This window comes from Streptomyces sp. NPDC052721 (assembly GCF_040678315.1).
In the GTDB taxonomy this organism is placed as follows: Bacteria; Actinomycetota; Actinomycetes; order Streptomycetales; family Streptomycetaceae; genus Streptomyces.
On sequence record NZ_JBFATL010000027.1, the window covers coordinates 83400 to 96923 of the forward strand.

The window sequence follows — 13524 nt, forward strand, 5'->3', positions numbered from 1 at the left end:
AATATATGCCGGGTTTGCGAGGATACGCGTATTAACGTGCCCGCATGCAGACGAACACTCCGTCACGGATCAGGACCCGACTGACACGCCGCGGCAGACTCGCCGTCCTCGTGACCGGCGCCGTCATGGCCGGCACCGCCGTGGCGGTGCCGCTGCTGACACTGGCAGCCGGTCGCGAGCAGACCAAGCCGGCCACGCTGGTCATCCCGGAGGGCTGGCGCGCGAACCAGATCTACGACGCGATCGACAAGGCGCTCAAGCTGCCCCCGGGCAGCACCCGCGCCTCCCTCGGCAAGGCCGCCCTGAAACTGCCGAACGAGGCCGGGGGCAACCCCGAGGGCTATCTCTTCCCGGCGACGTATCCCGTCCGGAAGGGAGCGACGCCCGAGTCCATGCTGCAACTCATGATCGACACCGCGGACCAGAAGTTCAACGCCGCGCCCGTCGCGGCGGGCGCCCAGCGCAACGCGATGAACGTCTACCAGGCGGTCACCATCGCCAGCATCGTCCAGGCCGAGGCCTCCACGAAGGCGGACATGGGCAAGGTCGCCCGGGTCATCCTGAACCGGCTGAACAGCGGAATGCCGCTGCAGATGGATTCGACCCTCCACTATGCGCTGAACCGCAACACCGCCGACACCAGCCAGAGCGACACCCAGACGGAGAACCCGTACAACTCCTACCAGCGCATGGGCCTGCCGCCCACGCCGATCGACAACCCCGGCGAGGACGCGATGCGCGCCGCCCTCAACCCGACGCCGGGCGACTGGCTGTACTTCGTCACCATCGCGCCCGGGGACACCCGCTTCACCGCGGACTACAACACGCACCTGCGGAACGTGGCCGAGTTCAACGCCCTCCACCAGAACGCGGGGACGGCCCAGCCGTCCGGTGACGGCCCGCCGGCGCCTGCGTCCGCGCCCTCCAGCCCGCAGTCCGCGCTCCGCTGACCCGGCGCAAGGTCACGCGGCGACCGGTTCCCCGGCGAGCAGCCGCCTGATGTCCCGGACGGCCGCGCGCCCGGCCCGGTTGGCCCCGATGGTGCTGGCCGAGGGGCCGTAGCCGACGAGGTGGATCCGCGGATCGGCGACCGCGCGCGTACCGTCCACCCGGATGCCGCCGCCCGGCTCGCGCAGCCGCAGCGGAGCGAGATGGTCGAGCGCGGCCCGGAACCCGGTCGCCCACAGAATCACATCGGCGAACACCTGCCGGCCGTCCCGCCACGCCACGCCGTCCGGAGTGATCCGGTCGAACATCGGCCGCCGGTCCAGGACCCCGTCCGCGAGACCCTGCCGGACGGCGTCGTTCAGCGGCAGCCCGGTGACCGAGACCACACTGCGCGGCGGCAGCCCCTGACGCACCCGCTCCTCCACCAGCGCGACGGCCGCACGACCCGCGTCCTCGTCGAACGGGCCCTCGCGGAAGACCGGGGGCCGCCGGGTGACCCAGGTGGTCGCGGCGGCGTACGGCGCCAGCTCCAGCAGGTGCTGGGTGCCTGAGGCACCCCCGCCGACGACCACGACCCGCTGCCCGGCGAACTCCTCGGGACCGGCGTACTGCGCGGTGTGCAACTGCCGGCCGCGGAAGGTCTCCTGCCCGGGGTAACGCGGCCAGAACGGGCGGTCCCAGGTGCCGGTCGCATTGATCAGCGCCCGCGTCGACCAGGTGCCGTCCGACGTCTCCACGAGCAGCCGCCCGCCGGTGCCCTCGCGCACCGCGCGCACATCCACGGGCCGCCGCACCCGCAGGCCGAAGGCGCGCTCGTACCGGTCGAAGTACTCCCGGACGACCTCGGCCGACGGCCGCGCCGGGTCGGCGCCGGTCAGCTCCATGCCGGGCAGTGCGTGCATGCCGTGCACCTTGCCGAAGGTCAGCGAGGGCCACCGGAACTGCCAGGCGCCGCCCGGCCCGGGGGAGTGGTCGAGGACGACGAAGTCGCGGTCCGGCTCGAAGCCGGTGCGCCGCAGGTGATAGGCGGCGGCCAGACCCGCCTGACCGGCACCGATGACGACGACCTCGACCTCGCGTACTTCGTTCACGCCTGGGGCAACAGCGGGCCGCGCACGGATCTTCCCCGCTGCTCAGCCCTTGGCCGCAGTCGTCGACGGCGGCAGATCGCCGTTGTACCGCGGGTCCGTGAAGTCGGCGAAGTCGACCTTCCTCGGGATGAGCTTCAACTCGGTGAACGCGTCGGCGATCCGCTGCTCGGAGGCGACCAGCTGCTTGTCGACGGCGACCGGGACACGGGTGGAGTTGGTGCGCTTCACGGAGGCCAGCGCCACCTCGTACGGCAGCCCGGTGTCCTTCGCCCACACCTTGGCCCACTCCTCCTGGTGGTCGTACACCCAGGCCGTGGCCCGCCGCAGCCGCGCCAGATAGTCCTTGATCGCGGCGGTCTTCTTCGGGTCCTTCAGCGCGGCCGGCGCGGCGACCTGGAAGGTCAGGCCGTTGGTGATGCCGTCGCCCGTGGTGAGCACCCGGCCCTGCCGGGCCTGGAGGATCTGCGAGGTGTACGGGTCCCAGACCGCCCACGCGTCGACCTTGCCGGAGGTGAAGGCGGCGAGCGCGTCGGCGGGCTGGAGGTACTTGACCTTGACGTCGGCGAAGGTCAGCCCGGCCGCTTCGAGAGAGGCGACCAGCTGGTAGTGCGCGGAGGAACCCTGCGCCACGGCGACGGACCTGCCCTTGAGCTGCCGCGGACCGGTCAGCTGCGAGCCGTTCGGTACGAGGATGGTGTCGCCCTTGGAGGTACCGTGCCAGGCGGCGACGACGGTGATCTTCGAACCGGCGCCGGCCGCGAAGACAGGCGGGGTGTTGCCGACGCCGCCGATGTCGACGGCCTTCGCGTTCACCGCCTCCAGCAGCGGCGGCCCGGAGGTGAAGGTCGACCACTTGATCTTGTAGTCCAGGTTCTTCAGCTCTCCGGCGGCGCGCAGGATGGCCTCCGAACCGCCCTTCTGGTCACCGACGTTCAGCGTGACGGAGCCCTTTCCGTCGATGTCGGCGCCGGTCTGGGCGGACGAGTTCCCACCGCAGGCGGTGAGCAGGAGCGCGAAGGGCAGGATCAGCGCGGCGGGGACGAGGTGTCGTCGCATGACGGTTCCGTTCGTGTGCGTGGGCGGGCGTTCAGGCGGCTGCGGCGGCGGTGCCGACGCCGAGCCGTTCCAGCAGTCGCGCGCGGAGGGCGGCGAACCGGGGGTCGGTGATCTCACGGGGCCGGTCCAGGTCGATGCGCTGCTCGTGGGCGATCCGGCCGCCGTCCATCACGAGGACGCGGTCGGCGAGCAGCACCGCCTCCTCGACATCGTGCGTGACCAGCAGCACCGCGCAGCCCCGGCGCTGCCACACCTCCCCGACCAGGCGCTGGGCCCTGATCCGGGTGAGCGCGTCGAGGGCGCCGAACGGCTCGTCGAGCAGCAGCAGATCGGGTTCGCGCACCAGCGCGCGAGCGAGGGAGGCGCGCTGGGCCTCGCCGCCGGACAGGGTCTTCGGCCACGCGCCGACGCGATGACCGAGGCCGACCTCGTCCAACGCCCGCTGGGCGACGGTCCGTTCGGGGCGGCCCGGCAGCCCGAGCAGGACGTTGCGCCACACCTTCTTCCAGGGCATGAGCCGGGGTGCCTGGAAGGCGACGGCCCGGCGGCGCGGGACCAGCGCCGTGCCCTCGATGTCCCGGTCGAGGCCCGCGAGGATGCGCAGCAGGGTGGACTTGCCGCAGCCGCTGCGCCCGAGGAGCGCGACGAACTCGCCGGGTGCGATGTCGAGTCGGAGGTCGTCGATGACCGCGCGGCCGTCGAAGGAGCGGGTCAGCCCCTCGACATGGACCGCGGGCCCGGTCACCGTCCGGTGAAGGTCGGTCGCCATTGCAGCAGCAGCCTTTCGAGGGAGCGGACGATGAAGTCGGCGAGCAGGCCGAGGAAGGCGTAGACGATCAGGCAGACCACGATCACGTCGGTCCGCAGGAAGTCCCGCGCCTGCACCATCAGGAATCCGATGCCGGCGTCGGCGTTGACCTGCTCGGCGAAGACGAGCGCGAGCCAGGAGATGCCGAGCGAGTACCGCAGTCCGGTCAGCGCCCCGGGGAGCGCCCCCGGCAGCACCACGTGCCGTACCAGCCCCCATCGGGACAGCCCCAACGACTCACCGGCCTCGATGAGCTGGCTGTCGACCCCACGGATGCCGGCGTAGACGTTGAGATAGAGCGGGAAGGTCACGCCGAGCGTGATGATGGCGATCTTCGGGGTCTCGCCGATGCCGAACCAGATGATGAACAGCGGGATGAGACCGACGAACGGCACTGTGCGCAGCATCTGCACCGGCGCGTCCACCAGGTCCTCGCCGATCCGGAACAGCCCCGAGAGCAGGGCGAGTCCGGTGCCGGTCACCGTGCCGAACAGCAACCCGAACGCGACGCGCCGAAGGGAGGTCCCCATGGCCGACGGCAGCGAACCATCGGCGATCAGATCCCAGCCGACCCCCGCGATCCGGCCCGGGGAAGCGAGCACGTCGGCTGCCAGCACGCCGGTGGCGCTGAGGAGTTGCCACAGGGCGAGCAGCAGGAGGGGGCCGGTGGTCCGGCGCAGCCAGCGGGGGATCCGGGTGCGGCGGGTGGAGGCGGGGACGACGGGCTGGAGGGCGGGGGGTGCGGGACTGGAAGCTTCCGTGGCGGAGGCTTGCGACTTGGATATACCCGAAATGTCGGGCTCGGGGGAGTTGGGTGGGGCATGGGTGATGCTCATGAATGCTCCACGGGGAGAGAGCGAGGGGTGGGGGAGGCGCGGCTCCGCGCGGTTACGTCATGTCCCGCTCAACAATGAGCGGGTCAGGGGTGACGTACGGACGCACGGGGGTAGGGCCAGGTATCCCGCAGCTGGGAAAGCCGCGAAGGGGAGGAGGAAGGGGCAAAGGGCGTCAGCGGCCGCGGTGACACGCGGCGGAGGCCACCCGCAGCAGGTCGATGTGACCGCGCGTGGTGAGCAGGGCTGAACGCAACATGCGGCTGTACGTAGCCAGATGGTGGCGCACGGGTCAACGGTGTCTCGTCTTGTGGACCACGTGTACCGGAATACGCGGGTGCCGCGGGGTGTGGGAACCGGCGTATGGGTCAGGATGAGGGCATGTCCGATGCCTTCACCACACGCGTGCTGAACGTCTCCACCGGCAGCCGGGAACGCGTCGTCGACCTCACCGCCGACTGCGAGGAATTCCTGCGGGAGGCGGCGGCCGGCCGCGACGGTCTGCTCAACATCTTCGTCCCGCACGCCACCGCCGGAATCGCCGTCATCGAGACGGGTTCCGGCAGCGACGACGACCTCCTCGCCGCCCTGCACACCCTGCTCCCCGCCGACGACCGCTGGCAGCACCGGCACGGCAGCCCCGGCCACGGCCGCGACCACGTCCTGCCCGCCTTCGTGCCGCCGCACGCGACCCTCCCGGTGATCGGCGGACGCCTGGAGCTGGGCACCTGGCAGTCGGTGTGTCTGGTGGACACCAACAAGGACAACCCCGACCGCCGCGTCCGGCTGAGCTTCCTCGGCTGAGCTTCGCCGGCTCACCGGATGGAGGCCGGCTCACCGGATGGACACGGTCCCGGTCACGAAGGACGAGCCCGGGAGCCCTCGGCCCGACCGGGCGTCGGCACCAGGCCGAGCCGCTGTGCGCGCAGCACCGTGCCGACGCGGTCGCGGGTACCCAGCTTGCGGTAGATGTTCTCCACGTGCTTGTGCACCGTACGGACCGAGATGCCGAGACGGCGGCCGATCGCGTCGGCGGTGAGCGCGTCCGTGAGCAGCAGCAGGACGGCGGTCTCGCGCGGGGTCAGCGCGCAGTCCGCCGCCCGCTGGTCCGGCGCGCCGGCCGGGCCGAGCGCCCGCCGCCACTCCTCCAGCAGCTGCCGCTGCCGCTCGACCGCCGCCAGCAGCGGCTGCGCGCGCTCGGCGACGGCCAGGTGGTCGTCGCCGAAGTCCGTACCGGCGCGGTACACCAGACACCCGGTGATCGGGGCGGCGTTCCCCGGCAGGGGCACGCCCAGCACATGATCGACGTCCAGCACCTCGCGGAGCAGACGGGCCATGGGGCTGGAGGGCCAGGTACGGCCCGCCGCCCGCTGCGCGCTGACCGGTCTGCGGTCGGTTCCGGCCGCGTAGTGACCGGCGAAGGGATAGCCCGCCCGCAGCACGCCCAGGTCGGCGTCCCCGAGCCCGGCCAGCTCAGCGGCGGCGGCGTCGGGCACCGTGCCGATCGTGCCCTCGCTCTCGCTCCACTCGTCCAGCTTGTGGATGACCGCCTCGCCGCCGCACACGTCCGCCAGCGTGCCGGCCAGCATCGGCCACAGCCGCTCGGGTTCCCGCTCGTGCAGTGCCGCCACGGCGACGGCCGTCATGCGCTCGTAGGCCTTCTCCAGCAGCACGGGTTCCTCTCCGGTTGCCTTGCGTACCCGTCCTCCCCGTCGGCGTACGCAGTTGTACGCATATCCCTGCGGTCCCCGGTTGTCGCACACTTCAACCCGGCGACACCGGCCTGCTCGGCACAGCGTGTCCGAGGGGGCCGCCGGCACGGGGGAACGGCGGCCCGTCCGGTGTCGCCCTCTGCGTGCCCGTTCCTCGCCTGGCCGGCCGTTCGACCGACAACGGACGACGCCCCCCGGGCGGAGCCGGAGGGCGTCGGGACGGGCGGACGGATCAGCCGCGCTCGGCGCCGCTCTCCGCCCTCTCCGCCTTCTCCTTCTTCAGGTTCTTGAGCCGCGCGGCCTCCTTGCGGACCTCCGCCTGGGTGGCGCGCTCCTTCTCCAGCCATTCGGGCCGCTCCTGCCGGAGCGCCTCGATCTGCTCGGTGGTCAGCGCCTCGGTGACCCCGCCCCGGGCGAGACCCGCGATGGACACGCCCAGCCTGGCGGCCACCACCGGACGCGGGTGGGGACCGTTGCTCCGCAGCTCGCGCAGCCACTCGGGCGGGTTGGCCTGCAACTCGTTCAGCTCGGCGCGCGTGACCACACCCTCCTGGAAGGAGGCGGGGGTGGCGGGGAGGTACACACCCAGCTTCTTCGCCGCGGTAGCGGGCTTCATCGTCTGGGTGCTCTGCTGCGACTTCATGTCGTCAAGGGTATCGGCCGCGTGCGGGAGGGCCGACCACGGCCGGTGACGACGGCCTCGGTGGCGGGCTGTGCCGGAGCGCAGGTGGCGCCTGCCGGCGAGGCCTGGTGGGGATCGGTGCCGGAGCGGAGGTGTGCTCCTGTCCGGCGAGGCCTGGTGGGACCGTGACGGCGAGCCCGTGTCGGCTGCGCGTATCAGCGGCCCGTGCCGACGACCCGTGGCGGGGGGTTCCGGCCGGGCCGGTAACCTGGCCTGATGACAGGCTCGGAGGATTCACCGTCGTTCCGGCTCGCGTACGTTCCCGGAGTGACGCCCGCCAAGTGGGTGAGGATCTGGAACGAGCGCCTGCCCGACGTCCCGCTCACCCTCGTCCAGGTCCCGCCCGCCGAGGCGCCCGAGGTGCTGCGCGCCGGCGAGGCCGACGCGGGCTTCGTCCGGCTGCCGGTCAACCGTACGTTCTTCAGCGCGATCCCGCTCTACACGGAGACCACGGTGGTCGTCGTCCCCAAGGACCACCTGATCACGGCGGCGGACGAGGTGACGCTGGCCGATCTCGCCGACGAGGTGCTCTTCCACCCCCTGGACGACGTCTTCGACTGGGAGGCGCCGCCCGGTGAACCGGCCTTCGAGCGGCCCGCCACGACCGCGGACGCCGTCGAACTGGTGGCGGCGAACGTCGGCCTCCTGATCGTCCCGCAGTCCCTCGCCCGTCTGCACCACCGCCGGGACCTCACCTACCGCCCGGTCGTCGACGCCCCCCAGTCGAGCGTCGCCCTGTCCTGGCCGGAGGAGGCCACCACCGACCTGGTGGAGGAGTTCATCGGCATCGTGCGCGGACGCACGGTCAACAGCACCAGGGGTCGTACGGCGGTGAAGGCCTCGGCCGACGAGCAGGGCAAGCGCTCGGACCAGGGCGGCGCCCGCCCGACAGCAGCGGCGAAGTCGCAGGCCAAGTCGTCCGGCAAGCCGTCGGCGAAGTCCTCGGGCAAGCAGGCCGGCCGCACGGCACGCGCCCGAACGGGTGGCGGGGGCAAGCCGGCCAAGCGGGGGAAGCCGCGCCGGAGGTCGTGAGGCGAGTGCCCGCGGCCAACGCCGCCGACGCGCATGGTGCCGTCTGTGCTCTCGGCGCGCTCGGTGCTCTCGGCGCGCTCCGTGCCGAGCACTCCGCGCTCTCGCCGGCCCCCTCGCGGGTCTCTCACCGCAGACCGCGCGCCCGTCCCCTCACGAGCCGGGCCGCACCCCCTCCACGGCGCCCCCCTCCTCCCATCCCCGCCCGACCGGCTCCACGGCCTTCTCCGGTTCCGGGCGCACGTGGCGTTCGCGCAGATCGGCGACCGCGAGCACGAGTGCGACCAGGATGATCCCCGCGACGGCGAGCAGCCCGAGCTGGAGTGCCGTGTCGGCGCGGCCGTGATTGGCGAGGTGGGCGAAGTACACCGCACCCACCACCGCGATCCCGGCCGCCGAGCCGACGCGCTGGCCCGTCTGCAGGACGCCACCGGCGGCGCCGGCCCGGTGCACCGGGACGCGGGTGAGGGTGAGGGTGGTGTTCGGGGAGACCGTCAGGCCGGATCCGATGCCGCCGACGAGCAGGGGCAGCGCCGACGCCCATCCCACGTTCCGTCCGGGTACCAGCTCCACCGCCGCCACCACCCCGAGCACGCCCAGTGCCACCCCGGCCAGCCCCATGACGACCAGCTTGCGGCCGAAGCGCACCACCAGCCGGCCGCCGATGGCCGCGCCGGCCGCCGAGGCCGCTGCGAAGGGGAGGACCGTGAGCCCCGACGCCAGCGCGCTGTATCCCACGCCGTTCTGGAGGTACAGGGCGTAGAGGAAGAAGACGGTGGTGAAGCCCGCGAAGTAGCTGAGGCTGATCAGGGCGCCGAGCGTGAAGGAGCGCAGGGAGAACAGCGCCAGGTCGACCAGCGGGGCCCGGCCGAGCCGCCCCTGCCGTCTCTCCCACGCCCAGAACGCGCCCAGCAGTACGAGGGCCAGCGGCATCAGCGCCCACTTCTCCCGGCCGGTCCACTGCTGCTCCTGGACCAGGGGCAGCATGAGCGCGAGCACGCCCGAGCCGAGGAGGAACACGCCGAACAGGTCGAACTCCTCGTGCTTCCCCGTCGCCGGGAGACGGGGCAGCAGCCGGAGGCCCGCGACGAAGGCGGCCACCCCGATCGGCAGATTGACGAAGAACACCCAGCGCCAGCCGTCGTCGGTGCCGGCGGCGTCGATCAGCAGGCCGCCCGCCAGGGGGCCCGCCGCCGTGGACACCCCGATGACGGTGCCGAGCACCCCGAAGGCCTTGGCCCGCTCGGAGCCCTGGAACATCTGCTGGATCAGCCCCGAGGTCTGCGGCGCGACGATGCCCGCCGCCGTGCCCTGGATCAGCCGGAACACCACCAGCCATCCGGTACTGGGCGCGAACCCGCATGCCGCCGAGGCGACCGTGAACAGGGCGAGCCCGAAGAGGAAGGCCTGGCGCCGGCCACGCATGTCGCCCAGCCGTCCGGCCGGGACCAGCGCCAGCCCGAAGGTGAGGGCGTACCCGGAGACCACCCATGCCTGGGTCGCCTCCGAGGCCCCCAGTCCGCGCTCCAGCGAGGGCAGCGCCACATTCACGATCGAGGTGTCGAGGAGCGAGATGAAGCCCGCTGCCAGACAGACCCCGAGCGCCTTCCACCGCCGCTCGTCGGGGGCGGTCCGGGCCTGTTCTGTGCTCATGGGGTCACGCTATGCAGTCATGGCCGTGCGCGCACGCCGGGAACGACCGTGCGCGTCCCCGGAACGGTGCCTTCCCCGCCTCCGGTCGCCTCACCTCCCGAGGCGGCTCAGGAGACGTACGACGCCCTTCGCGCCGTACGCACCACGGCCTCGCCGTCCGCACGCCCCAGCCGCCCGTCGGCGACCCAGGCGTCCACGGTCTTCCCCACGTGCACGACCAGCGCCCCCTTGCTCCGAAAGGGCGCCGCCGCCCACACCGCGTCCAGCAGGGTGGTCCCGTCGGGGCGGACGGGGTTGGCCACGCCGGAGTCGAGGCCGCCGAACACCAGCCGGGGCTCGGAGCGGCGGACGTAGGCGTGCGTCGGGTCCTCGGTCCCTTCCAGGAAGGGGACGAACTCGGTGCCGCGCAGGGTGAAGTGGAGCGGGGAACCGGGCACCGGGGTCAGGGAGGGCAGCAGATCGCCGGAGAGCGCCGCGTTGCCGTACAGGCCGGCCTCCAGGTAGGTGGTGGCGGCGCCGCGGCCGACCAGGTTGACCGGGCCGTAGAACAGGGCTTGCAGGGACGGGTCGTCCGGGGTCGGCTCGGTCCGCAGCCGGAACGGCATGCTCACCCGGACCGTGTCCCCGGCCCGCCAGGTCCGGGAGAGGGTGAAGTAGCTGCCGGGCACCGGGGTGCCCTCCGCCGCGCGCCCGTTGACCGTCACCCGGAACCCCGCGGTCGCCCACGCGGGCACCCGCAGCCGCAGCGCGAAGGAGGCACTGCCCCCGCCGATGGTGAGCGTGCTGCCCTGCTCCTCGGGGAAGCGGGTGCGCTGGGTGACCGTGACGCCGTGCTCGGCCCAGGTGAGCGTGGAAGGGCTGTAGAGGTTCACGTACAGGCAGCTGCCGTCGGCCGCGGCGAAGTACACCGAGTCCTGGTACTTCGTGGCGCTCTCCATGCCGGTGCCCTCGCAGCAGGTCGTGCCCTGCTTGGGCGTGTAGTCCCGGACGTGCCCGGGCGTCAGCCCGATGAAGTAGGTGACCAGCGGCTTCTCCGCGTCCGGCTTGTCCTGCTTGCTGCCGAGCACCTGGTTGTACAGGGCACGCTCGTAGTACTCCATGTAGGCCGCGTCCGGCTCGTGCAGGAACAGCGCCCGGCTGAGCTTCAGCATGTTGTACGCGCAGCAGGTCTCGGCGGTCGTCGCGGTGATCGTGCCGGCGATGACGTCCCGCGCCTTCCAGAACTCGCCGGTGCTGGTGCCGCCGATGCCGTACATGCGGTGGGGTACGACCATCCGCCAGAAGTTCTTCGCGGCGGTCAGGTAGCGCTGCTCGCCGGTCGCGTCGTACAGCCGGACCAGGCCCGTGAAGATCGGGATGTGCTGGTTGGCGTGCAGTCCGTCGAGCACGTCGGTTCCGGCGGCGCACGCGTCGATCAGCCGGTCCAGGTCGAACAGCCGGGCCAGCGCGAGGTGCTCCGGCTTGCCGCTGCGGTCGTGCAGATCGCAGATCGCCTCGACGATCCCGCCGTACTCGCCGCTGGAGAAGATCCCCCACATGCGCTGCAAGGTCGCCGCGGGCAGCCGGGACAGCCGCGCGTACATCCAGTCGCCCATGCCCGAGGCCAGGTCCAGCGCCCGCGCGTCGCCGGTGGCGAGGTGGGCGTCCAGCAGGCCGCGCAGGATCTTGTGCGCCGTGTAGTACGGCGCCCAGACCCTGGTGTAGTCGCTGCCGGTCATCGACTCCAGCTGGACGAACTGCGTCTCCGGGTAGGCGGCGAGGAACCCGGGATGGCTGGGGCCGCCCCAGGTGCGGCGCAGGGTGGCGGCCAGGCCGCGCCCGGAGGAGTCGGCGAAGCGGGAGCCGGACGTCTCGTCGAGCCGGTACGACACCAGGTCGCCGGGACCGGCGGAGGTGCCGGCCGCGCGGGCGCCCTGGAGTTCGGTGATCTCCGCGGCGCTCAGTACCCGCGACCAGACCTGGAACTCCGCGAGGCCGCCCGCGAACACCGGGTCGGCGGCGTAGTGCGAGCGGCCCAGCCAGTGGTCGGCGAGGCTGCCCAGGGCCGCCGGGGTGAGCGTCATGGCGGTGTTGCGGGCCACGGCGGTGCCGTCGACGTAGAGGGTTCCGGTGCCGTCGCCGAGCGTCACGGCCAGGTGGCTCCACCGGCCCAGCGGCAGCGGAGCCGTCCCGTTCAGCCCCTGCTCGCCGCCCGCGCCGGATGTGGTGACGGCGAACCTCGGCACCCCGGCGGCATTGCGCACGGCGAGGTAGAGGTACCGGGTGGTGTCGTCGCCGAAGTCCAGCACCCGCGCCCAGTTCGCGTCGTGCCCGGGCTTCACCCAGACGGACAGCGTGACGGCCGGGGCGCCGCCGAGCACCCCGCCGGGCAGGTCGACGTACTGGTTCGAGCCGCGCACCTGCTCGACGGCGGCCCCGAAGGGACCGCCCGCCGGCAGCACGGCCGGGTCCCGGCGCAGCGCCTCCCGCACCTCGGACAGCGCACCGATCACGGCCCGGATCCTGTCCCCGAACACCTTCTCGCCGGTGCTCGCGTACGCCTGCGCGAGCATGGTGAGGAAGTGCCCGGTGTAATGCCCGCGCAGATTGCCGTTGGCCTCCCCGTCCAGCCCCTCCCACCCGCCGGGCGCCACCGCGCCGCCCGTGTCCAGCCCCGCGTTGGCCCGGAAGACCTGGAGCAGCCGGTTCACGTCGTAGCCACGGGCGTGGTCGAGCATCAGGGCGCGCTTGCCGGCGAAGAGCCCCGGGTCGAGGGTGACGTCACCCAGGGCGAACGGCCGGAGCGTGGCGGCGGGCTCGGCCGCGGCGGCACCGCCGCGGGCGGAGACGCTCAGGCCGGTGGCCGCGGCGGTGAGTGCGGTCGCTCGGAGGAGGGTGCGTCGCGACAGAGGCGGGGCCATGTGCTCCTCGATTCCCATGGGTTCGATATGTCGAACGGTGTTCGGCAAGTCGCCCAGAAGATAGAGAAGGGGTGGAGGAGCGTCAACGATACTGACCGGTAGGGGAGTTGTTCAGCGGGCCGTGTCTCGCAGCCACGCGTACGCCGACCGCGCCGTGAACTCCGCCTGGCCGCCCCGCAGGAGCAAGGACGCGGTGCCGAACCCGGGGGCGTCGGCCTGGGCGGGGACGTACGGGACGGCCACGCAGCGCATGCCCGCCGCGTGGGCGGCGGCCGCCCCGGGGGCCGCGTCCTCCAGCACCACACAGTCGGCCGGGTCCGCGCCGAGCCGGCGGGCCGCCTCCAGGAAGACGTCGGGGGCGGGCTTGCCGCGGGGGACCTCGTCGGCCGAGACCGCCGTGCGCAGGAACGCGGCCAGGCCGGTGCCCGCCAGGATCGCCTCGATGGCCTCCGGGGAGGAACCCGACGCCACCGCCATCGGCACGTTCTCGGCGGCCAGCAGCTCCACGAACGCGCGCATCTCCGGGTACGCGCGCGTACGGGTGCGGGCCAGCTCCAGATAGCGGCGGTTCGTCGCGGCCAGCAGCTCCGCCGCCGAGGCGCGCAGGCCGTAGCGCTCCCGCCAGACCGTCACCGTCTCCCGGGTGCTGATGCCGACATAGCTCTCGTGGTCCGCCCAGGTGAAGTCCGGGACGCCGTGCTCGGCCAGGGTCTGCCGGCTCGCCTCGTAGTAGTTCGGCTCGCTGTCCACCAGCGTTCCGTCGAGATCGAAGATGACCGAGAGGGCGCCGAGATCGCTCATGGCGTCCAGGA

13 protein-coding genes are annotated in these 13524 nt (G+C 72.6%); 3 read left to right on the forward strand and 10 right to left on the reverse strand.

Annotated elements, in window-relative coordinates; translation table 11 throughout:
- The first annotated feature begins 44 nt into the window (after nt 1-44).
- Nucleotides 45-950: an endolytic transglycosylase MltG gene (gene mltG / locus AB0L21_RS24650; protein ID WP_365700734.1), complete on the forward strand. Its 906-nt coding sequence runs from the start codon at nt 45-47 to the stop codon at nt 948-950.
- Nucleotides 951-962: 12 nt separating this feature from the next.
- Here mltG and AB0L21_RS24655 read toward each other — a convergent pair whose 3' ends face one another.
- The 5 genes from AB0L21_RS24655 to AB0L21_RS24675 form a co-directional block, all read right to left on the reverse strand.
- Nucleotides 963-2039 carry an NAD(P)-binding domain-containing protein gene (locus AB0L21_RS24655; RefSeq protein ID WP_365786407.1) on the reverse strand — a complete coding sequence of 359 codons (1077 nt, stop codon included), beginning with the start codon at nt 2037-2039 and terminating at the stop codon, nt 963-965.
- A gap of 42 nt (nt 2040-2081) precedes the next feature.
- Nucleotides 2082-3095, reverse strand: a complete 1014-nt coding sequence (locus AB0L21_RS24660; RefSeq protein WP_365700732.1) for an ABC transporter substrate-binding protein — start codon at nt 3093-3095, stop codon at nt 2082-2084.
- Nucleotides 3096-3126: 31 nt separating this feature from the next.
- Nucleotides 3127-3864, reverse strand: a complete 738-nt coding sequence (locus tag AB0L21_RS24665; RefSeq protein WP_365786410.1) for an ABC transporter ATP-binding protein — start codon at nt 3862-3864, stop codon at nt 3127-3129.
- A complete protein-coding gene (locus AB0L21_RS24670) occupies nt 3837-4739 on the reverse strand; it encodes an ABC transporter permease (protein WP_365786412.1) in 903 nt (300 codons plus the stop codon). Before AB0L21_RS24670 ends, AB0L21_RS24665 begins: the two co-directional genes overlap by 28 nt.
- A 172-nt stretch (nt 4740-4911) precedes the next feature.
- Nucleotides 4912-4995, reverse strand: coding sequence for a putative leader peptide (locus AB0L21_RS24675; protein ID WP_365178906.1), 84 nt, complete (start codon nt 4993-4995; stop codon nt 4912-4914).
- A 122-nt stretch (nt 4996-5117) separates the two neighbouring features.
- Between AB0L21_RS24675 and AB0L21_RS24680 the strand changes: the two genes are divergently transcribed.
- The gene (locus AB0L21_RS24680) at nt 5118-5540 is read left to right on the forward strand and encodes a secondary thiamine-phosphate synthase enzyme YjbQ (RefSeq protein ID WP_365700727.1); all 423 of its coding nucleotides are present in this window, start codon (nt 5118-5120) and stop codon (nt 5538-5540) included.
- A gap of 53 nt (nt 5541-5593) precedes the next feature.
- Here the strand turns inward: AB0L21_RS24680 and AB0L21_RS24685 are convergent, their stop codons facing one another.
- Together AB0L21_RS24685 and AB0L21_RS24690 are read right to left on the reverse strand one after the other, a co-directional pair.
- Nucleotides 5594-6409, reverse strand: coding sequence for a LuxR C-terminal-related transcriptional regulator (locus AB0L21_RS24685; RefSeq protein ID WP_365786414.1), 816 nt, complete (start codon nt 6407-6409; stop codon nt 5594-5596).
- A gap of 271 nt (nt 6410-6680) precedes the next feature.
- Nucleotides 6681-7091, reverse strand: a complete 411-nt coding sequence (locus tag AB0L21_RS24690) for a DUF5997 family protein (protein ID WP_365786416.1) — start codon at nt 7089-7091, stop codon at nt 6681-6683.
- Between the two features lie 255 nt (nt 7092-7346).
- Here AB0L21_RS24690 and AB0L21_RS24695 point away from each other — a divergent pair, with 255 nt between their 5' ends.
- A complete protein-coding gene (locus AB0L21_RS24695; protein ID WP_365786418.1) occupies nt 7347-8162 on the forward strand; it encodes a LysR family substrate-binding domain-containing protein in 816 nt (271 codons plus the stop codon).
- Between the two features lie 150 nt (nt 8163-8312).
- Here the strand turns inward: AB0L21_RS24695 and AB0L21_RS24700 are convergent, their stop codons facing one another.
- The 3 genes from AB0L21_RS24700 to AB0L21_RS24710 form a co-directional block, all read right to left on the reverse strand.
- Nucleotides 8313-9812 (reverse strand): MFS transporter, encoded by a 1500-nt coding sequence (locus AB0L21_RS24700; protein WP_365700719.1) that lies wholly within the window; start codon nt 9810-9812, stop codon nt 8313-8315.
- 107 nt (nt 9813-9919) lie between these two features.
- The gene (locus AB0L21_RS24705) at nt 9920-12712 is read right to left on the reverse strand and encodes a beta-L-arabinofuranosidase domain-containing protein (RefSeq protein WP_365786420.1); all 2793 of its coding nucleotides are present in this window, start codon (nt 12710-12712) and stop codon (nt 9920-9922) included.
- Nucleotides 12713-12823: 111 nt separating this feature from the next.
- A complete protein-coding gene (locus AB0L21_RS24710) occupies nt 12824-13513 on the reverse strand; it encodes an HAD family phosphatase (RefSeq protein ID WP_365700717.1) in 690 nt (229 codons plus the stop codon).
- Between the last annotated feature and the right edge of the window lie 11 nt (nt 13514-13524).

Coding starts and splice junctions, on each gene's coding strand:
- mltG (WP_365700734.1), top strand. CDS start 45: ATGCAGACGAACACTCCGTCACGGATCAGGACCCGACTGACACGCCGC.
- AB0L21_RS24665 (WP_365786410.1), bottom strand. CDS start 3,864: ATGGCGACCGACCTTCACCGGACGGTGACCGGGCCCGCGGTCCATGTC.
- AB0L21_RS24660 (WP_365700732.1), bottom strand. CDS start 3,095: ATGCGACGACACCTCGTCCCCGCCGCGCTGATCCTGCCCTTCGCGCTC.
- AB0L21_RS24700 (WP_365700719.1), bottom strand. CDS start 9,812: ATGAGCACAGAACAGGCCCGGACCGCCCCCGACGAGCGGCGGTGGAAG.
- AB0L21_RS24670 (WP_365786412.1), bottom strand. CDS start 4,739: ATGAGCATCACCCATGCCCCACCCAACTCCCCCGAGCCCGACATTTCG.
- AB0L21_RS24675 (WP_365178906.1), bottom strand. CDS start 4,995: ATGTTGCGTTCAGCCCTGCTCACCACGCGCGGTCACATCGACCTGCTG.
- AB0L21_RS24680 (WP_365700727.1), top strand. CDS start 5,118: ATGTCCGATGCCTTCACCACACGCGTGCTGAACGTCTCCACCGGCAGC.
- AB0L21_RS24690 (WP_365786416.1), bottom strand. CDS start 7,091: ATGAAGTCGCAGCAGAGCACCCAGACGATGAAGCCCGCTACCGCGGCG.
- AB0L21_RS24695 (WP_365786418.1), top strand. CDS start 7,347: ATGACAGGCTCGGAGGATTCACCGTCGTTCCGGCTCGCGTACGTTCCC.
- AB0L21_RS24710 (WP_365700717.1), bottom strand. CDS start 13,513: ATGAGCGATCTCGGCGCCCTCTCGGTCATCTTCGATCTCGACGGAACG.
- AB0L21_RS24705 (WP_365786420.1), bottom strand. CDS start 12,712: ATGGCCCCGCCTCTGTCGCGACGCACCCTCCTCCGAGCGACCGCACTC.